Source organism: Nonomuraea sp. 3-1Str (genome assembly GCF_031570565.1).
In the GTDB taxonomy this organism is placed as follows: domain Bacteria; phylum Actinomycetota; class Actinomycetes; order Streptosporangiales; family Streptosporangiaceae; genus Nonomuraea.
Genome location: NZ_JALHBK010000019.1, coordinates 55028 through 73039, shown reverse-complemented (window position 1 = coordinate 73039; position 18012 = coordinate 55028). Strand labels below are relative to the sequence as shown.

At 71.7% G+C, this 18012-nt stretch carries 17 protein-coding genes; 10 read left to right on the top strand and 7 right to left on the bottom strand.

Features of this window, described 5'->3' with window-relative positions; all coding sequences use genetic code 11:
- Positions 1-41: 41 nt before the first annotated feature.
- The gene (locus MTP10_RS27245) at positions 42-1169 is read left to right on the top strand and encodes a HupE/UreJ family protein (RefSeq protein WP_310712534.1); all 1128 of its coding nucleotides are present in this window, start codon (positions 42-44) and stop codon (positions 1167-1169) included.
- Between the two features lie 90 nt (positions 1170-1259).
- Complete coding sequence (locus MTP10_RS27240) at positions 1260-3107, top strand: serine hydrolase domain-containing protein (RefSeq protein WP_310712533.1); 1848 nt, start codon at positions 1260-1262, stop codon at positions 3105-3107.
- A gap of 19 nt (positions 3108-3126) precedes the next feature.
- Here MTP10_RS27240 and MTP10_RS27235 read toward each other — a convergent pair whose 3' ends face one another.
- Complete coding sequence (locus MTP10_RS27235) at positions 3127-3891, bottom strand: SDR family oxidoreductase (protein WP_310712532.1); 765 nt, start codon at positions 3889-3891, stop codon at positions 3127-3129.
- Positions 3892-4035: 144 nt separating this feature from the next.
- On the opposite strand from MTP10_RS27235, the gene MTP10_RS27230 reads away from it, so the two are divergent.
- The gene (locus tag MTP10_RS27230; RefSeq protein ID WP_310712531.1) at positions 4036-4908 is read left to right on the top strand and encodes a helix-turn-helix transcriptional regulator; all 873 of its coding nucleotides are present in this window, start codon (positions 4036-4038) and stop codon (positions 4906-4908) included.
- A 102-nt stretch (positions 4909-5010) separates the two neighbouring features.
- Positions 5011-6165: a hypothetical protein gene (locus tag MTP10_RS27225; protein WP_310712530.1), complete on the top strand. Its 1155-nt coding sequence runs from the start codon at positions 5011-5013 to the stop codon at positions 6163-6165.
- Positions 6166-6182: 17 nt separating this feature from the next.
- Here MTP10_RS27225 and sigJ read toward each other — a convergent pair whose 3' ends face one another.
- Entirely contained in the window at positions 6183-7121 is a 939-nt protein-coding gene (gene sigJ / locus MTP10_RS27220) for an RNA polymerase sigma factor SigJ (protein ID WP_310712529.1), read from the bottom strand.
- Between the two features lie 166 nt (positions 7122-7287).
- Here sigJ and MTP10_RS27215 point away from each other — a divergent pair, with 166 nt between their 5' ends.
- Positions 7288-7833, top strand: coding sequence for a YceI family protein (locus tag MTP10_RS27215; RefSeq protein WP_310712528.1), 546 nt, complete (start codon positions 7288-7290; stop codon positions 7831-7833).
- Between the two features lie 187 nt (positions 7834-8020).
- Here MTP10_RS27215 and MTP10_RS27210 read toward each other — a convergent pair whose 3' ends face one another.
- Entirely contained in the window at positions 8021-8494 is a 474-nt protein-coding gene (locus MTP10_RS27210; protein WP_310712527.1) for a hypothetical protein, read from the bottom strand.
- A gap of 138 nt (positions 8495-8632) precedes the next feature.
- On the bottom strand, positions 8633-9328 hold the full coding sequence (locus MTP10_RS27205) for a hypothetical protein (protein WP_310712526.1): 696 nt from the start codon (positions 9326-9328) through the stop codon (positions 8633-8635).
- Between the two features lie 140 nt (positions 9329-9468).
- On the opposite strand from MTP10_RS27205, the gene MTP10_RS27200 reads away from it, so the two are divergent.
- On the top strand, positions 9469-10149 hold the full coding sequence (locus tag MTP10_RS27200; RefSeq protein ID WP_310712525.1) for a hypothetical protein: 681 nt from the start codon (positions 9469-9471) through the stop codon (positions 10147-10149).
- On the opposite strand, the gene MTP10_RS27195 is transcribed toward MTP10_RS27200, so the two are convergent.
- Entirely contained in the window at positions 10061-12016 is a 1956-nt protein-coding gene (locus tag MTP10_RS27195) for a hypothetical protein (RefSeq protein ID WP_310712524.1), read from the bottom strand. The genes MTP10_RS27200 and MTP10_RS27195 overlap by 89 nt on opposite strands.
- Positions 12017-13006, bottom strand: coding sequence for a hypothetical protein (locus MTP10_RS27190; RefSeq protein ID WP_310712523.1), 990 nt, complete (start codon positions 13004-13006; stop codon positions 12017-12019).
- Positions 13007-13232: 226 nt separating this feature from the next.
- On the opposite strand from MTP10_RS27190, the gene MTP10_RS27185 reads away from it, so the two are divergent.
- Positions 13233-14192, top strand: coding sequence for an NmrA/HSCARG family protein (locus MTP10_RS27185; protein ID WP_310712522.1), 960 nt, complete (start codon positions 13233-13235; stop codon positions 14190-14192).
- 48 nt (positions 14193-14240) lie between these two features.
- Here MTP10_RS27185 and MTP10_RS27180 read toward each other — a convergent pair whose 3' ends face one another.
- Positions 14241-14786 carry a hypothetical protein gene (locus tag MTP10_RS27180; RefSeq protein WP_310712521.1) on the bottom strand — a complete coding sequence of 182 codons (546 nt, stop codon included), beginning with the start codon at positions 14784-14786 and terminating at the stop codon, positions 14241-14243.
- 325 nt (positions 14787-15111) lie between these two features.
- Between MTP10_RS27180 and MTP10_RS27175 the strand changes: the two genes are divergently transcribed.
- The 3 genes from MTP10_RS27175 to MTP10_RS27165 are packed head-to-tail and all read left to right on the top strand — an operon-like array spanning position 15112 to position 17979.
- Positions 15112-16074: a DUF6772 family protein gene (locus tag MTP10_RS27175; protein ID WP_310712520.1), complete on the top strand. Its 963-nt coding sequence runs from the start codon at positions 15112-15114 to the stop codon at positions 16072-16074.
- An 8-nt stretch (positions 16075-16082) separates the two neighbouring features.
- Positions 16083-16418: a hypothetical protein gene (locus MTP10_RS27170; protein WP_310712519.1), complete on the top strand. Its 336-nt coding sequence runs from the start codon at positions 16083-16085 to the stop codon at positions 16416-16418.
- Positions 16419-16431: 13 nt separating this feature from the next.
- Positions 16432-17979: an ABC transporter substrate-binding protein gene (locus MTP10_RS27165; RefSeq protein WP_310712518.1), complete on the top strand. Its 1548-nt coding sequence runs from the start codon at positions 16432-16434 to the stop codon at positions 17977-17979.
- Positions 17980-18012 lie beyond the last annotated feature (33 nt).

The window sequence follows — 18012 nt, the reverse complement described above, 5'->3', positions numbered from 1 at the left end:
GTCCGGGGCGGCCCCTGTCCCCGAACCTTGAGAGACACCACATGCCTCGCAGGAGCTGGCTGTCCGCCATCGTCCTCGCCGTCATCCTCGGCGGCGCGCCGGCCGACCTGGCGCACGCCGCTCCCGCGGCGGCGCACGACGCCACCACGACCGCCCACGCCGAGGTGACCGGCACGGGCCGGAACGTCAGGGTCGTGCTCGACCTCGAGTACGACCTGCTGATGAAGTCGGCCTGGCTCTACGCGGAGGCCTACGAGGCGAAGGAGCGGACGGAGCAGCTCCGCCAGCTCAAGGTCAACCGTGACGCCGTGATCGGCTACGTCACGGGCCGCTTCGCCGTGGCGTACGACGACAAGCCGTGCACGCCCACGGTGGCGGACGACGCGGACGTGCGCGTCCGCGGCGAGGCGGCCTTCGCGGTGCTGACCCTCGCCTACGCCTGCGGCGGCGAGGGATCTCACGCCATCTCCAGCGCACTGTTCCCCGACGCCGAGAGCTTCGTCCACAGCACGGAGACGATCGTCCGCTACGACCTCGACGGCGAGAAGGGCTCCGCGGTCCTGGTCGCCGGGAGCCCGACGCTGCGGATCGGCGAGCGCCGGGCATCGACCCAGGTCGGGGAGTTCGCCCTGCTCGGCGCCGAGCACCTGCTGTTCGGCCTCGACCACATCCTCTTCCTGCTGTCCCTGCTCATCGGCGCGCGCCGCCTGCGCGACATCGTCCTCACCGCCTCGGCCTTCACGGCCGCCCACAGCATCACGTTCCTGCTGGCGGCGATGGGCATCGTGGACGTGCCCGCGGCGATCGTCGAGCCGGTCATCGCGGTGTCGATCACCGTCGTGGCGCTCGCCAACCTCCTGGGCCGCCAGGAGGACCGGCTGGGCCGCTGGCGGCTGCCGATCGTCTTCGCCTTCGGCCTGGTCCACGGGCTGGGCTTCGCGGGCGCGCTGGACCTCGACCGGAGCGGGTCGTGGGAGCTGCTCCTGTCGCTCCTGAGCTTCAACCTCGGCATCGAGGTGACGCAGCTCGCGATCATCGCCGCGCTGTTCCCGCTGCTGGTGCTGCTGCGCCGGACGTCCGCCGCCCGCTGGGCGGTGGCCGCGCTGTCGGTCCCGATCGTGGCGGTCAGCCTGTACTGGTTCTTCGACCGCATCCCGCTGCCGCTCTGAATCCCGCTGCCGCTCTGACGCGTCGCCGCGAACCCCTCGGCGATCTGCCATGATGCATCCGCACCTGGTGATCATCGAGGAGTTTCGCCCATGGACCGGAGACGTTTTCTCACCCTGACCGGCACCGCCGCGGTAGGCGCCGGGCTGGCCGCCGTGGATCCCGGCTCGGCGGCGCAGGCCGCCGGCTACCCGTACGCCGACAGCGGCGTCCCCGCCGAGGCGCACACGAAGACGGGCGAGCTGGCGCCGTACGGCATCACGGCGTTCGCGTTCACGCCGTCCAACGGCTGGGTCGTCGTCACCCAGGACGGCCGCTACTTCGCCCGCGGCATCCCGGACGCCTGCTTCGCCGAGCTCGGCCGGATGATCGGCAACGGCACGAAGATCCACTGCGTGGCGTTCCCGCCCGAGGGCGGCGACAGGTGGGTGATCACCGGCGACAAGGGGATGTCCGCCCGAGGGCTCCCCGACGAGTGCCACCAGCGCCTCACCGCCTGCTACGACGCCGGGCTCCAGGTCGTCGACGTCGCCTTCCCGCCCGCGGGCGGCAACCGCTGGGTGGTGGCCGACACCAAGGGCCACTACGCCCGGGGCATCGACGACGAGTGCTACCAGATGATGCGCAACCTGACGCACGGCCGCCGCGTGACCCGCGTCGCCTTCCCCAAGGCAGGCGGGTGGGTGGTCGTCGCGCAGGACGAGTTCCACGCGCGCGGCATCGACGACGCCTGCTTCCAGGAGCTGAACGACCTCGCCGGGAACGGCTGGCAGCCGCACAACCTGGCCTTCTCCCCCACCGGCGGCTGGTCGGTGAGCTCGCGCGGCAAGGTGCCGGCGCTGCCCGCGGACCGGGTCCGCCAGGTCGAGAACGCGGTGGGCGGCGGGACCGTCTGGCAGCGGATGAGCGCGTGGAAGACGCCCGGAGTGGCGGTCGCGGTGGTGGTCGGCAACAAGATCGCCTGGTCCACCGGGTACGGCTGGCTGGAGGCGGGCAGCGGCGCCGCCGCCCATCCCGAGACCGCCTTCCAGGCCGCCTCGATCAGCAAGGCCGTGGCCTCCGTCGGCGTCCTGCGGCTCATGCAGACGCGCAAGCTGCCCCTGACCAACGACATCCGCCCCTACCTGGGGTGGACCCTGCCGCGTCGCTCGTGCGTCCCGGCGACCGGGGTGCCGACGATCGACCGCGTACTGACGCATCGGGCCGGTGTCATCGGGCGCGGCTCCACCTCCCCGGCGGGGGCGTGCTCCGGCTTCGACGCCGGCGGTGGCGGGTTCGCCGGGTACGGCCCCGGCGCGACCGTCCCGTCACTGCTCCAGGTCATGAACGGCGAGGGCAACTCGCCGGGGATCGAGCTCACCACCGCCCCCGGGGCCGGGTTCCACTACTCCGGCGCGGGATTCGTGCTGCTCCAGCGGATGGTGGAGCAGCAGAGCGGCCTGCCGCTGGCGCAGTACATGGACAAGGAGGTGTTCGCGCCGCTCGGCATGAAGACCAGCTCGTACGCGCTGTCGCCCGGGTTCGAGCTGGCCGCCGGGCACACCGCCGCCGGCGCGGTGATCCCCGGCAGGCGCAACCGCTATCCGGAGTCGGCCGCCGCCGGCCTCTACACGAACGTGCTCGACCTGTGCCGTCTCGTGTCCTACCTCAACCGGGCGTGGACCGCCTCCGGCGACATCGCGGGCCCGCTCAGCAGGGCCTCCGTGCGCACGCTGCTCAGCGCGGGCCCCGAGCCCACCATGGGCCGGGGGTTCTTCATCGCCGGCGCCGGCACGAAGAGCTTCTCCTACACCCATGACGGCTCCAACTACGGCTTCAAGTCCGTGGTCAAGGGCTATCCGGAGCTCGGCGCCGGCTACGCCGTCCTGGCCAACGGCAACAACATGACCCTGGTCAACGAGATCGCCTCGGCCATCAGATCGGTCTACGGCTGGGCCTGACCGGCGGCGCGTTCGCCCTTCACGGCTGCTTGGCCGGCATCACGATGATCTCGGGCAGGTTGACGTGGCGTGGCCGGCCGACGCTGAAGGCGATGACCTGCGCCACGTCCTCGGGGGTGAGCGGGTCGATCCGCGTCTTCATGTCCTCGGCCCAGGCGGTCCCCAGCTCGGAGCCGGACAGCAGCTCGGTGACGACCATCCCCGGCTGGACGTCGGTGACCCGCACGTTCCGCGGGGCGAGCTCCAGCCTGAGGTGCCTGGACAGATGCGTGACGGCCGCCTTCGTGGCCCCGTACACGGCGGTGCCGAACTCCACCCGGCTCGCCGCGACGGACGAGACGTTGACGAGGTCGGCGGCGCCTCCGGCGGCTGCGGCTTCGAGCAGGTCCGGCAGCAGGGCCCGGGAGAGGCGGAGCAGTCCGGTGAGGTTCAGCTCGATCTGGCGCTCCCCCTCGTCCACCGGACCGTCCGCCAGCGTGCCGGGCGACAGGATTCCCGCCGCGTTCACCACCAGGTCCACGCCGCCCAGCTCCCGGGCCGCCAGCCGGGCGCCGGACTCGATCGCGCCCGGCTCGGCCCCGGCCAGGTCCAGGGCGATCGGCACGGCCCGGCCGCCCGCGTCCTCGATCTCCTTGCGCAGGGCGTCGAGCCGGTCCCGGCGGCGGGCGACCAGGGCGACCCGCGCGCCCTGCGCCGCCAGCAGCGTGGCGGTGGCGGCTCCGATGCCGGACGAGGCCCCGGTCACGACCGCGCGCCGACCGGCGAGGGGGGACAGAACAGTCATCGCTTGCTCCCAAGTGCTCGACATCTCCTGTGTTCGGCACGATGCTCCGGCCTGCCGTACGGGGACAGCCAGGACCTTGGTGAGGGTGGTACTGGCAGGGTCAGGGGAACGCAGGCGAAATGTCCGATACTGGGGGGCGTGGACATGGACCGAGAATTGGGCGCGTTCCTCCGCTCGCGCCGGGCACGCGTGCGGCCCGAGGACGCCGGGCTCCCCACCTACGGGGAGCGCCGGAGGGTCGCGGGCCTCCGCCGCGAGGAGGTGGCCCTGCTCGCCGGGGTGAGCGTGCCGTACTACGTGCGCCTGGAGCAGGGGCGTGCCACCAACGTCTCCGACGAGATCCTCGGCGCGATCGCCCGCGCGTTGCGGCTGGACGAGGCCGAGCAGGCCCACCTGCGCAACGTGGGCCGCCCTGTGCGCCGGTCCCGTACGGTGCGAAGGCCGTCGCAGCGCGTGCGGCCCACGATCCAGCGGCTGCTCGACGCGCACGGGTGTCCCGCGTTCCTCATCGGCCGCCGCAGCGAGCTGCTCGCCTGCAACCGGCTGGCCGCCCTTGTGCTGTTCGGCGGCTCCGATACGGCGCAAGAGGATATCAACTGCGCGCGCCTGGTGTTCCTCGACGACGCCGTGCGGGCCCTCTACCTCAACTGGGAGGACAAGGCCCGAGAGACCGTGGCCTTCCTGCGGCTCGACGCCGGCCGCCACCCCGACGACCAGGAGCTCGCCACGCTGATCGGGGAGCTGTCGATGCGGAGCTCCGACTTCCGCCGCCTGTGGGCCGAGCACGACGTCAGGGAACGCTCGAACGGCAGGGTCCACCTCGATCACCCGCTCGTCGGCGAGCTGCTCCTCGACTACGAGAGCCTGCGGGTCGGCGACGATCCCGACCAGGTGCTCGTGACCTACCTGGCCGAGCCGGGTTCGCCCAGCGACGCAGCGCTCCGTTTCCTGGCCAGCTGGCACGGCGAGCAGCCGACACCACCGCAGAGCCCGGTGACGAGATCGACCGGGACCTGAGGGGCGGCGGCCTCCGGCGTGCGTCGGCCGTCGAACCAGCTCGTCGATCCGGTTGACGGCCTCGCCCTGGTCAAAAAGGCCGCTCTCCTACATGATCGCTGCATGTCCTCCCGTGCGTCCGCCACGCTGGCGGGCTTGGCCCTGGCCGTCCTGGTCGCCGGGTGCGCCGATTCGGCCGACCGGGTGTCGCTCGTCAACGCGCCCCAGCCGCCGGCCTCCCCGCCGCAGCCGTCCTCCACGGTGCTCCTGCCGCGGCCCTCGCCCATGATGTCCTCGGGCCCCGTACGGCACCCGTTCCCGATGGCGACCTCCCTGGCCGATCCCATGGCGACCGGAACACCCCTGCCGGCGACGGGCCGGCCGCGCTTCTTCGTCTCCGCGCGAACTCCGCTCGTCCACTTTCCCGAGGGCTCCAAGAGCGGCGTCTTCACGCCGGTGCCGCCCGCCGTGCACAACGCCGAGACCGGGGCGTTCGTCGCGAACATCTCGCTGCCGCCCGGAATCGCCAGCTCCTGGCACCTCGTGGCCGCCGCCCGGGACAACCGCACGTTCGCCATCGCGGGCTGGACAGGACCGAAGACGGAAATCCGCTTCTTCCTGGTGCGGCTCGGCGACGACGGGCGCCCCGGGAAGCCGGTGGCTGTCACGCAGACCGACCCCGACGACCTCAGTGCGATCTACGACCTCGCCCTCAGCGCCGACGGCACCCGGCTGGCCTACTCCACGCCGCTCATCGGAGGTGGCGCCAAGATCTCCGTGCTCGACGTCGCCACCGGCCGGCGCCGAGACTGGAAGACGTTGACGCACTCCATGGTGACGGGCCTGTCCTGGGCCCCGGACGGCCGCTCGCTCGCCTGCGTGCTGGGTGGCCGGGCCCTCGCCTTGCTCGACCTCGCCCGCCTGGGCACCGGCCCGGACAGCGCCGCGTCCCGGATCGTCAAGAGCTCCATGGACGCCAGGCCGATCGAGTCGGTGGCCCACACCCCCGACGGCGGCGCGCTGATCTACGCCTCGGGGCACACCGTCGAACGCGTCCCCGTGACCGGCGGGCCGGCGCAGGTCCTGGCCCGGCCGGAGCTGCCGCGCGACGCCTCGCTGAGCCTGCGCTTCAGCGTCGACGGGACCGGCGAGCACCTCCTGTACGTGCACGGGTGGCGCGCCTACCGGGTTGGCCTCGCCGACGGCGCGGCCGGCTCGGTGCCGATCACCGTCGGCGAGCGTCCGAGTGAGGGCAACTCACCGCGCGCAGCGTGGTGACCACCCGCCGGCGCGCGTCAGCCGGTCGTCCAGGGCCGGAGCTTGTCGGGGTTGCGTACCGCCCAGAGGTGCGTGATCCGGTCCGCCGCGACGTCGAACGCCATCACCAGCACGGTGACGCCGTCCTGCTGGGCCACCAGGCCGGGCCGGCCGTTGACGGTGCGCTCCAGGATCGTCAGATCGGTCGCCCTGGCGGCGATGTCGACCAGGTAACGCGCGATCTGCTCGCCGCCCTTGACAGGGAGCAGCATGGCGTCGACCAGGCCGCCGCCGTCGGCGATCGCGGTGGCGTCCGGGGCCAGCAGGCCGATGAGGGCGTCGATGTCCTTGGCCTCCCACGCCATCTTGAAGTCCCGGACGAGGCCGGCCTGACGCGCGGGCGGGATCGCGGGAGTCTGCGACGCGCGGAGGCGGCGCCGGGCCGAGGAGGCCAGCTGGCGGCAGGCCGCCGGGCTGCGGCCGACGATGTCGGCCACCTCGGCGAAGGAGTAGCGGAAGACGTCGTGCAGGACGAACGCGACGCGCTCGGCCGGGGTCATCGCTTCGAGCACGACGAGGAAGGCCATGCTGACCGACTCGTCCAGGGTGACCCGGTCGGCCGGGTCGGCCATGGTGCCGCCCGGCCGGCCGCTGATCCACTCCGTACGGTCGGGCAGCGGCTCGGGGATCCATTCACCCACGTATTTCTCCCGCCGGGCCCGTGCCGAGCCGAGCAGGTCGAGGCAGATGCGGCCGGCGACCGTCGTCAGCCAGGCGCCGGGTGACTCGATGGCCTCCTGCTGCTGCCGGGACATGGCGTACCAGCGCGCGTAGGTCTCCTGCACGACGTCCTCGGCGTCGGCCAGCGAGCCCAGGAGCCGGTAGGCGACATTGATCAGCTGACGCCGCTCGCTCATGATCGCGCTCAGGCTCGGGTCGAACCGGTCATCTCCTGACCCGGATGCGGTGGTGCTCATGGTGTCGCCGACTTTCCCTTTGTCGCGGCTGCTCTCACCAGATCGACGGAACAGCCCCCCGGAATGTGAGGCCGGCGGCTCGCCTGACATTCCGAGGGGCTGCCTCGTCGTACTGCCAGTGGAGCACAGACGACAAGGACCCCTTCCCAGCAGGAGTGACCGAGCGATGTCAACCATGACCAAGCTCAGCGAGCTGACCGGCGACTACGTGTTCGACACCGCCCGCACGCGGATCGGGTTCGTCGCCCGGCACGCGATGGCGACCAGGGTGCGTGGGCAGTTCGACGCGTTCGAGGGCAGCGCGTACCTGGACGGCGACGACCCGTCGAAGTCCAGCGCACGCCTCACCATCGAGGCGAGGAGCATCCAGACCCGCAACCGGCAGCGCGACGACCAGCTGCGCGGCACATTCCTGGACATCGACCACCATCCGGCCATCACCTTCACCTCGTCCCAGGTGGAGCAGGTCGACGAGACCCGCTTCGAGGTCACCGGCGACCTGGCCGTCCGCGGCGTGACCAGAGCGGTCACCGTGGACCTCGAGCTGACCGGCGCGGGGAACGACCCGCGGGGCGGCATCCGGGTCGGCTTCAAGGGAAGTGTCACGATCGACCGCAACGACTGGGGCGTGAACTGGAACGCCGCGACCAGGATCATGGTCAGCCCGAAGGTGACGCTGGAGTTCGACGTCTCCGCGGTCCGCCGGTCCTGACAGGGTCATCACGGCGGCTCATGTGTCGCCGGCGTTCCCGGGCGGGGTCAGGTGCCGGAACCGGTACGTGGCGCCGCTGACGAGCCGGTCCGATGCTCGGTTGCGGTGAAGGGCCTCGCGGGGGTGGGCCGGCTCCGCGACCATGCCCCGGCCGTGCACGCCGCGCGGGCCGGCCGGGGGCGGCAGGTCAGCAGTGGCCGACGTACGGCTTGGTGAACACCTGGTAGACGTGGTTGTCGCCGGGCAGGTCGCTGATCTCGCCCCAGGCCGCGATGCACCGGCCGACGCCGTTGACGCGGGCGGGGCCGGCGTAGTACTCGAAGTTGCCGGAGTTGGAGTCGTCGTCGATGGTGTGGCAGTAGGTCGAGCCCTTGTCGGACAGGCGGCACGAGGAGATCGCGGCGACCATCCACTTGCGCTTGCCCCAGGTGGCTCCGGACGACTGCATCTCGGCGCAGTTGTTGGTGCCGTCCCAGTAGACGTTGAGCCAGCCGATCGTCGTTCCGGAGACGTTCTTCAGGGGTTGCGACTCGATGCGCGTCCCGCCGCAGGCCACGCCCGCCGACGCCGGGGCGCTCCACGCCACGAGCGATCCGGCCAGCACACCGGCGCCCAGGGCGACCGCGGTGACCTTCCGCAGCGCTTTCCGCAAGGCATGCATCGGCAAACTCCTCTTCATGATCAGCTGTTGAGGAGCCCACCCTAGGGCAGCCGCCCGCTCGCCCGCCAGGCCCCGGGGACGACCGGCCGGGCCGCCGGAGGCGGTGTCGGTTCGGGCCGGTGTCGGTTCGGGCCGGTGTCAGGAGGTCGTCGTGGGGGCGGCGGTCGGTGAGGGCGAGGAGGTGGGCTGTCCGGGCTGGTCGCCCCGGTGCCGGCGGTCTCCCCGACCGAACCGGCCCTGCCCGTCCCGCAGCGTCCCGTCGGGCGGGGTCCCGTCACGCAGGGTCCGGTCGCGCAGGGTCCGGTCGCGGATCGCGACGGCAGTGGCCGTGCCGCCGTCCACCTTGGCCATGACCATGACCTTCTGCCCGGTCTTGACCGTGTCGATGCCGCCGCTGCCGCGGTTGATCCGGGTGTCGGCGTTGACCGCGTACTCCTTGGTGTAGCCGTCCTCGCTCTTGACGGTGACCGAGTCGTGGTCGACGGCCGTGACGTCGCCGTACTGGGTGGCGACGGTCACGTACGCGCCCGCACCGTCGGGGACGACGTACTCGCCGTGGATGGGCGGACCACCGATGCCCGTCCTGTGTCTCCAGCCCGGCGCCCTGTCGGAGGGGGCCCCGGAAGGAGTGGCGGACGGCGTACCGGACGGGCTCGCCGACGGCGACGGTGACGGCGCGGGTGACAGCACCGCCGCGGCGGCCACGCCGGCACCCGTGACCAGGGCGAGCGAGGTGGCGGCGACGAGCAGCAGGGAGCGGGGGAAGCGGCGTCCGGGCGGCGGCTCGTTCGCCAGGGTCTCCGCGGTGCCGAATCCGTCCGGCCCAGGGGTCATCTCGTCCTCCCGACAGGTATGCAATGGGACAACAGTGCAGCGAACTACCTAAGACCGACGTAAGCGCCAGTTCGCCGGGGGACGCGGCCGGGACGGGCCGGTCAGTAACGCCGGGCGGCGTCTCGGGTGATACTGGCAAGATGCCGGTTACCTACGGGCCCGAGTACTCCCGCCCTGACCTGCCGGTCCCGCTGGTGCCGTTGTCGGGGGTGCCGGTGGTGGTCCGGCGAGCGCTGGCCTGGCCGGCGCCTGAGCGGGCCCCCGCGGCGACGGTCGGCTGGGCGGTGCTCACCGCCGGGCTGGCGCTGGCGGCGACCTTCACCCCGCATCCCGCCCTCTCCGCCGCCACCTGGCTGACGGCGGGATTCGTGGTGGCGCGGGTCGTGGCGCTGCGGCAGTTGTCGCGGGCCCAGTGCCGGTTCGAGCCCGCCTGGCTGGCCGCGCAGACGCGGGTCCTGCGCGGGCACGGCTTCGACATCCTGCGCTGTACGGTCGGCGGCCGGGTCTGCGACCTGACCAGGGCCGGCGACGTGGCGGCGCTGACGCGGGCCGCGCCCGGCGCGGAGGTGGTCCTGGAGTTCGGTTACCGGCCCGCGGCGGGAGACCGGGTCACGGTCGAGCGGGTCCGCCGCACGCGCGCGGAGCTGGAGATACGGCACGCGGCCTTCCCGCCGGACAGCGGCCGCGTGCGCTTCCCCGAGGCGAGCTACGTCATCGGCGCGAGCGGCCGGGTCACGGTCTGGGCGCTGGCGGGGCGGGTGCTCCTGACGCCGGCGGTCGCAGCCCCGCTGCGGCCTGATCCTGCAGCAGCTCGTGCCTGAACTGGTAGTAGGGCCCGGTACGGCGGAGCACTCCGCGCTCGTAGGCGTCGTGCAGGAACGTCATCAGCCGCAGGGGCAGCGCCCGCCGCCACGCGAACCACAGCCGGACGTCGATGAACCGTCCCCACGCGCTCGGCGCCATCATCGTGACGCCGAACCCGACCGCGCCGAGCACCGCGCCGCAGGCGGCGCCGATGAGCGTCTGCTGCCACCGGCCCAGGGTGAGCAGCCACACGTGGTCCCTGACCCGTAGCCCGGTCTCCATCCACCAGCCGAGGTAGGCGCCCACGGCGAGCCCGACCAGGCCGCCCGCGGCGAAGGCCAGCAGCACGGCCGCCCGGTCGTTGCGCAGGAAGCCGTCGGGCGTGCCGGCCTTGTCGGCGTTGGCCGGGGCCAGCGCGAGGGAGGCGGCCAGGAAGCCGACCAGGAACACCGCTCCCTCGGTGAACGCGTACGTCACCCCGTCGTACAGCACCAGGACGATCACCATGCCGGGCGTCACGCACACCAGGCCCTGGCCGAGGCGGCGCAGCAGGTAGCGCCGGGTCAGTGTCTTGCGGAGCTTCGGCCCCGCCTCACGCGGGTAGTGCTGCCTGGCCAGCGACACCGTGAGGCCACCGGTCAGCCCGATCGCCAGGCCGAACCACCAGCCGACCGCTCCCAGCCCGAACAGCACGGTCACGGCGGTGCAGAGCGGCACGAAGATGGCCATCCCGAGCACGGTCTGGACGGTGGGGACCACCGCGCGGGGCAGCGCCTGGTGCAGCTCCCACCAGGCCAGGTCGCCGGTCCCCCGGCGGCGCAGGAACTCGGCCAGGAACCGGAGGTGGCGGGCCGCCTGTTCGGGGTCCCACCGCTGATCGGCCTCCGGTTCCGGCCGGTAGACGGCCGGCACGAACCCCGCGACCAGGCCCTGCCTGATCCGTACGGCGGTGCCGTCGACGCGCGGGGTGTGGCCGCTCTCGCAGGTGCGGGCCGCCAGGAAGATCATCAACGGGGTGTCGAGGGCCTCGGCCAGCGGACCTCGCGGCTCCGCGCGCAGCCGGGCGACCAGCGCGGCGGCCGCCGGCACGTCGCCCCAGCGCGACTCGAGGTATCCGGCGGCCCCCGCGCCGTCCACCGGCAGCAGCCGCGCCACCGGCGTCCCGGCGAGCCTGCGAGTGACGGGGCCGGCGTAGGCCTCGACGCGGCTGGTCAGCACGCACGGCGAGCCGGACCAGTCCTCGTCGATGGCCCTGACCACGTCGGCACGCCGCGCGGGCGGCACCTCGTCGAAGCCGTCGAACACGGCCAGCAGGCTGCCGCTCCTGATCAGCCGTTCCAACGCGAGGGGAGCCGCCCGCAGGAACGGGAACTCGGTGACCAGCCGCAGCGCCACCCACTCGCGCAGGGCCAGCCGTGGCTCCCACGACGACAGCGGCAGCGTGACCGGGATCGGCCGGTGCCGCACCGAGGACATGCGCAGCGCCAGGAGCAGGCCGAGCGTGGTCTTGCCCGAGCCTCGCCCCCCTGTCACCACCACGCGCCCTTTCATGGTGAGGAGGTGGTCGGCCAGCTCCTCGATCGTCCCGGGCAGCTCGCCGCCCGACTCGCACCGGATCGGGATGCCACGGCTGTCCGGGACGTCGCGGTTGCCCGCCTCCCGCCTGGCCGCCTTCATGACCTCGTCGGCCAGCCTGTCGGCCAGGTCGGAGGCGTCGTTCGGGGGCCGGGCGCCCCGCAGCGTGCCGATGTAGGCCACGACGAGGGCGGCGGCGGCGATGACCGCCTCCACGTTGGACCACCCGCCCACCGCCAGCCGTACGACGGCCAGGAGGACGAACGCCAGCGGGAGGATGACGAGAACCGCCGTCTGCAGCTTGCGCATCTATGAGGCCCTCTTCGGGGGGATGGCGTGGGTGCCGCCGGCCAGCAGCAGCCCCAGCGGGGTGTCTGTCGTCGTCCTGCCGCGTCCGCGCCTGTGGCGTTTGAGCACGTCAGCCACCAGGACGAGGAGGAGCGTCGCGGCGAAGGGCCGGGCGGCGGCTCGCCCGTAGCAGGCGGCCAGCCGGGGCCGCAGGGCCCGCAGCCGCGCGCCCACCTCGGCCAGGCTCACCTCGCCCCGATTGAGCGGGGTGCCGATGCCGTCGCTGAGGTCGGCGTCCTGGTCGAGGTAGTCGTCCAGGAGCTGCAGCGCCTCGCCCGCCTCCATGACCGCGTCGCGCTGCACCACGCTCATGTCCGGGTGCACCATCCCGAACAGCACGACGCACGCCAGCCCGCCCTTCCCGCGAGTGATCTTGCCGAGCTGTGCCGCCGGGGTGGCGGGATCACGCTGCCGCCGGGAGAGCACCTGGTAGTCGTGCAGTTCGAGCAGCGCGGTGTGCCAGAGCTCCCCGGGAGCACGGCGGCGGATCTCCGCGTAGAGCGCGGCCAGCAGGCGCCGGTGCTGATCGCGGGCCACGGGATCCCCGCCGGCTCCGAACCCGCCGCCTCCGAACCCATCGGCTACGGACCCGTCGGCCTTGAACAGGGACGCCACCCACGCGTCGATCCTCGCGTCGCCGCCGTTGTCGATCATGTCGTCGTAGAGCCGCGCGACGGATCCGGCGAGCATGACCAGCTCGCCGTCGCAGGGCCGGCCCGCCATCCTGGCGTAGGCGTGGATGCCGACGTTGAAGGTCAGCGCGGTGCCGCGCAGGGAGGCGATCATCGCCGCCCGCTCGGGCTCGCACAACACGCCGCGGACGATCGGTTCCACGGCCCGCTCGAAGTCGCGCACGGCGGCGGGGGCGCAGGCGACGGCGTCCTTGAGCGCGACAGGGAGGGCGATCGCCGGCCGGGCACACCGCAGAACGGTCAGTAAGTCGCGAATCACTGCGCTCCCATCGGCAGACGGTGAGCGCATGATGACACGACGTCGACCAGCGGTAAACACAGGCTTTCCGCCCCATGCGATGACGGTGCGACGCGCCTGGTCACCGAGCTGAACAGGCGGCGGACTTGCAAAACGGGGTGGCCCTCCATATCGTACTCGATCAGAACCGGAGGGGTGCCCCACTTAGACGGGTGGCCTCCGCATGCCTACCGAGTGGAGTCACATCGTGAAGACCATCGTGGTGGTGGGGGCGACCGGCCTGCAGGGCCGCGCCGTGACGGCGCGGCTGCTGGCCGAGGGCTGGCGGGTACGAGCGGTGACGCGCGACGCGAACTCCCCCGCGGCCCGGACGCTGGCGCAGGCGGGCGCGGAGCTCGCCAGCGCCGAGATGGACGACCTCGCCTCGCTCGTCGCCGCAGCCGAAGGCGCCCACGGCGTCTTCAGCGTCCAGCCCACCGTCGGCTCCCCCGGCACCGCGCCGGGCTTCGGCGCCGACGACGAGGTGCGCTGGGGCCGCAACGTCGCCGACGCGGCCCACGCCGCCGGTGTGCGGCACCTGGTCTACGCCTCGCTCGCCGGCGCCGGCCGTCACGACACCGAGAAGCTGCCGCAGAACGTGGTGAGCAAATGGCGCATCGAACAGCACATCACCCGGCTGGGCCTGCCGGCGACCTTCCTGCGCCCGGTCTCCTTCATGGAGAACTACACCGGCCCCTACCACCTGCACGGCGGCACCGTGGCCACCGCCTTCGCGGCTGACGTGCCCCAGCAGATCATGGCCGTGGACGACGTCGGGGTGTTCACCGCGCTGGCGTTCGCCCGGCCGCAGGAGTGGATCGGCCGCGCCGTCGACCTGGCCGGAGACGAACTGACCCCCGTACAGATCGCCGCCGCCATCTCCAAGGCCGTCGGACTGTCACTGCCCTACGTCCAGATCCCCGTCGAGGCGATCGCCGAGTTCGGCGTGGACTTCGCCTACTCCTACATCTGGCTCAACGAGCGCGGCTACCGCGCCGACGTCGCCTTCACCCGCGCCCTGCACCCGGGCCTGATGGACCTGCCCACCTGGCTGGCCCGCGGCGGAGCGGCCCAGATCAAGAGCTTCCTGGCCGCGCAGGACGCCACGAAGCAGGACCGCGCGGGGCAGGACACCGCACAACATGACACCGCGCGGCAGGACCCATGAGCGGGCTCGACCTCGGACGGGTCGGCCGGCCGACTGCGGGGCCGGAGACTAGCTCCAGCGAGCCTCGGCGAGGATGTCCTCCAGCCCTTCGGTGCCGAACTCGTCCACCACGATCACCTTCGAGGCGGGCACGTACCAGACGGCCTGGTCGTAGGAGTGACCCGGCGCCGGCTTGCCGGACTTCGCGTTGCAGGAGATCTCCCAGGTGGTGTAGTGGGCCTTCTTGGTCCCGATCTTGCGATACCCGGAGTACAGGTTCTTCGCGGTGCCCGTGTCGTACTTCTTGTCCGTCACGCACTCGGTGACCCCACTGCTGACCTGGTAGGGCCGCTTCACGCTGTACGTGCCGCCTTCGTCGCCGTACTTGATCGCGTTGGGTCCGCCGATCCTGAAGCCCTCGCATTCGACGGCGGCCTTGGAGCAGGTGCCGGTGAGGACGTGCAACGCGGTCCCCTCCTTCTTGACCTTCCAGGTGGCGGGCACCTGGAGGGTCATCCCGCGGTACGACACGGTCTTCGCGGACGTCTGAACCGGGGCCTGAGCCGGCGATCCGGCAAGCAGAACGGCGACGCTCAGCGCCAAGGTTGTGATCATGTCGGCGATCCTAGGCGACCTCCGACGGCCATCAGGGCCGCAAGCGGCCCACAAAAACAGACCAATGAAACGGTGGTCCGGCGCGAACTTTTCCGACGCGCGCGGACGACCTTGCGGTCCGCGCGCGGCCGCCCGGGGAGGCACGCGGGAGCCGGCCGGCGCCGCGCCGGACCGGCTCGCGCGGCGCATGCGGGCCGTGACCTGTTCGTGGACATCCCTTGACATGCGCGGACGCGACAAGTTAGCGTCCTCGAAACCTGGAATTAACGTTCACGTGAACGTTAATCCACCCAGGGAATTCATCGATGGGAAGGACGCCTCCAGCGTGGAGACCACCCATGTTCCGGCTGATGATCTACGGCGCGCACTGATCGCGGCGGATCCGAAGCTGTCCAAGTTCAATCCCCTGCCACGCATCCTCGCTTTCGACGAGTTCAACACCGGGACACACGGCTGGTGCGAACTCATCGGCAATCACGACGGCTACGGAAATCTCGACACCGTCGACGTCCACATGCGCGACTTCCGGCCGCCGCAGCTCAGCTCGTGCGATTTCTTCGACATCGGCACCCACGCGGCGATGAGCGGCAACTACGCGCTCAAGGTCGCCACCCGGCCGGTGACGGGCCACACCGCCGTCGCCATCCGCCGCCTGACCATGGCGCAGCGAGGGGTGGTGCAGTTCGAGACGTACTTCACCTACAAGAGCGAGGCGGCCACCGCCGACTCCTCGCTCGGCAACAGCTTCGGCGACATCGAGTGGGACGGCAACCTGCACCCGTCGGAGGCCCAGTTCGGCGCGTTCACCGTGGCCACGGACCTGTGCGACGGCGAGGGCATCCGCTACCACTGCGTCGCCCGCTACCAGAACACCGACCTGGACAACCGGCTGACCCGGCGCTGGGTCTACCCGGTGGTGCCCGAGCCCACCCCCAGGGAGAACCTGCACAACCAGGAGAACCTGTCGCCCACCGAGGACTTCACCGCGCCCCGCCCGGAGGACTGGCACGCGCTGGAGGAGGAGCCGCAGTTCCTCTGCTACAACGAGGTCCCGACCAAGGTCAATTGGCATTACCTGCGCTGGCAGTTCGACACCAGGACCCGGACGAATATCGAGCTTCAGGTCAACGACCGGATCATGGACATGCGCCAGGTGCCGGTCCCCCAGTATCCCGACAAGTACGACGGCCTGGAGAACCTGCTCAATTTCTACGTGAGCGTGCGCACCCATTCCCCGGTACGCAACTTCCTCTTCCTTGATTCCGCACTTATTTCCGTGGATTGGTGAACATCGGCATGAGGCATGCTCTTACCGCGGTTCTGGAGCGCAACACCACTTTCACCGCCGACTTCACGACCGAGCCGTACGAGGCCGGGTGGGCGGGGGAGGCGCGCTGGTTCGTGCGGACCCTGGCTCTGGAGGGCGAGGCGCCCGCTCTGGAGCTGACCACCCAGATCTCCCCCGACGGCCTGCACTGGTGCGACGACGACGACGCCGGACAGGTCACCACCGAGCCGGGGCTGGTGTCCTGGCGGGTGCGCGAGTTCGGCCACTGGCTGCGCGTGCGCGGCACCCTGACCGGGTCCGGCGCCAAGGCCAAGGTCCTGATCTACCTGGCGCTCAAGAGCTGAGAGAGGAACGGACATGACAGCAACGGAGGGAGTGGGCAGGCGGCAGTTCCTGACCCTCCTGGGAGCTGGGGTCGCCGGCGCCTCCCTCCCCGCCCTGGTCTCCGGGTGCGCCCCCGGCGCCCCGGGGACGGCGGCGGCACCGGGACGGAACCGGCCGCTCAGCGCCGCGTTCTACCAGGCCATCAACGACCTGGACCCGCACGGGGCGAGCGCGGTCGACGAGGCGTCGCTGCTGGCCAACCGGCAGATCTACGACACCCTCGTCACGAGGAAGGGCGAGGAGCTCGCACCGAGCCTGGCCACCTCCTGGCGGCAGCCCGACGACACCTCGTGGGAGTTCACCCTGCGCGAGGACGTCGTCTTCCACGACGGCGCCAAGCTGACCTCGGCCGACGTCAAGGCGTCACTGGAGCGGCTGGCCGCCTCCGACGGCCCGCAGAAGCCCCTGTGGAGCGCCGTCGACAGCGTCGAGGCCCCCGACCCGCGCACCATCAGGATCACCACCAAGGAGCCCCTCGGCACCCTGCTGGTGAACCTGACGCTCGCCTTCGTCATCCCCGCCACGCAGATCGGCAAGGCCGACCTGTCCCGCAAGCCCATCGGCAGCGGCCCGTTCGCCGTCGAGTCGTTCACCCCGTCCTCGCAGCTCCTGCTCAAGCCCGCCGCGAACCACTGGGGCGGCGCCGCCAAGCTGTCCGGGCTGCGCCTGCCGTACATTCCGGAGGCCTCCACGCGCATGACCTCGCTGCAGAACGGCGAGGTGGACGTCACCTGGATCATCCCGCCCGACGAGCTCAAGCGGCTGGGCGGCGTCAACGGCGTGCGGATCGAGAGCAAGCCGGGCCTGAACTACTTCCTCGCCTGGTTCAACTGCGGACGCAAACCCTTCTCCGACCCGCGCGTGCGCCGCGCGCTCCACCACGCGCTGGACATCAAGGGCATCGTCTCCAGCCTGTACGGCGACGCCGCCACGGTCATGGACGCCCCGATCCCGGCCGCGGTCTTCGGCCACGCGCCGCAGCAGCCGTACCCGTACGACCCGGACCTGGCCAAGCGCGAGCTGGCCGAGGCCGGCCACGGCTCCGGCATCCGCACCTCGATGATGTGGTTCAAGGACACCGGCCCGCTGGCGACCGAGCTGGCGCAGTCGATCATCTCGGCCTGGGCCAAGGTCGGCGTCGTCGTGGAGCCGCAGCAGATCGAGAAGGCCGCCTGGATCAAGCGGCTGACGGCCCTCGACTGGGACATCGAGCTCCAGGTCAACACCGTGACCACCGGCGACGCCGACTACACCCTCGGCAGGCTCTACACCAGCACGGCCAACCGGATGGGCTACCACAACAAGGAGCTCGACGGCATCCTCGCCAAGGCCCGCTCGACCTCCGACCAGGACGAGCGCAAGTCGCTGTACGGCCAGGCGTGCGAGATCATCTGGCGTGACGCGGTCGGCGTCTTCCCCGCGGCGCTGTCGAGCACGTACGGGTTGCGCTCCACCGTGACGGGATTCGTCCCCGCGGCCAACAGCCAGCCCGAGTTCCGCACGGTGTCGACCGCCGGGTGATCCATGCGGAACTCGATCGAGTCTGGGGGCAGC

What these genes read in the sequence shown, in the direction of transcription:
- MTP10_RS27245 (WP_310712534.1), top strand. Translation starts at nt 42, where the DNA reads ATGCCTCGCAGGAGCTGGCTGTCCGCCATCGTCCTCGCCGTCATCCTC.
- MTP10_RS27240 (WP_310712533.1), top strand. Translation starts at nt 1,260, where the DNA reads ATGGACCGGAGACGTTTTCTCACCCTGACCGGCACCGCCGCGGTAGGC.
- MTP10_RS27235 (WP_310712532.1), bottom strand. Translation starts at nt 3,891, where the DNA reads ATGACTGTTCTGTCCCCCCTCGCCGGTCGGCGCGCGGTCGTGACCGGG.
- MTP10_RS27230 (WP_310712531.1), top strand. Translation starts at nt 4,036, where the DNA reads ATGGACCGAGAATTGGGCGCGTTCCTCCGCTCGCGCCGGGCACGCGTG.
- MTP10_RS27225 (WP_310712530.1), top strand. Translation starts at nt 5,011, where the DNA reads ATGTCCTCCCGTGCGTCCGCCACGCTGGCGGGCTTGGCCCTGGCCGTC.
- sigJ (WP_310712529.1), bottom strand. Translation starts at nt 7,121, where the DNA reads ATGAGCACCACCGCATCCGGGTCAGGAGATGACCGGTTCGACCCGAGC.
- MTP10_RS27215 (WP_310712528.1), top strand. Translation starts at nt 7,288, where the DNA reads ATGTCAACCATGACCAAGCTCAGCGAGCTGACCGGCGACTACGTGTTC.
- MTP10_RS27210 (WP_310712527.1), bottom strand. Translation starts at nt 8,494, where the DNA reads ATGCATGCCTTGCGGAAAGCGCTGCGGAAGGTCACCGCGGTCGCCCTG.
- MTP10_RS27205 (WP_310712526.1), bottom strand. Translation starts at nt 9,328, where the DNA reads ATGACCCCTGGGCCGGACGGATTCGGCACCGCGGAGACCCTGGCGAAC.
- MTP10_RS27200 (WP_310712525.1), top strand. Translation starts at nt 9,469, where the DNA reads ATGCCGGTTACCTACGGGCCCGAGTACTCCCGCCCTGACCTGCCGGTC.
- MTP10_RS27195 (WP_310712524.1), bottom strand. Translation starts at nt 12,016, where the DNA reads ATGCGCAAGCTGCAGACGGCGGTTCTCGTCATCCTCCCGCTGGCGTTC.
- MTP10_RS27180 (WP_310712521.1), bottom strand. Translation starts at nt 14,786, where the DNA reads ATGATCACAACCTTGGCGCTGAGCGTCGCCGTTCTGCTTGCCGGATCG.
- MTP10_RS27170 (WP_310712519.1), top strand. Translation starts at nt 16,083, where the DNA reads ATGAGGCATGCTCTTACCGCGGTTCTGGAGCGCAACACCACTTTCACC.
- MTP10_RS27165 (WP_310712518.1), top strand. Translation starts at nt 16,432, where the DNA reads ATGACAGCAACGGAGGGAGTGGGCAGGCGGCAGTTCCTGACCCTCCTG.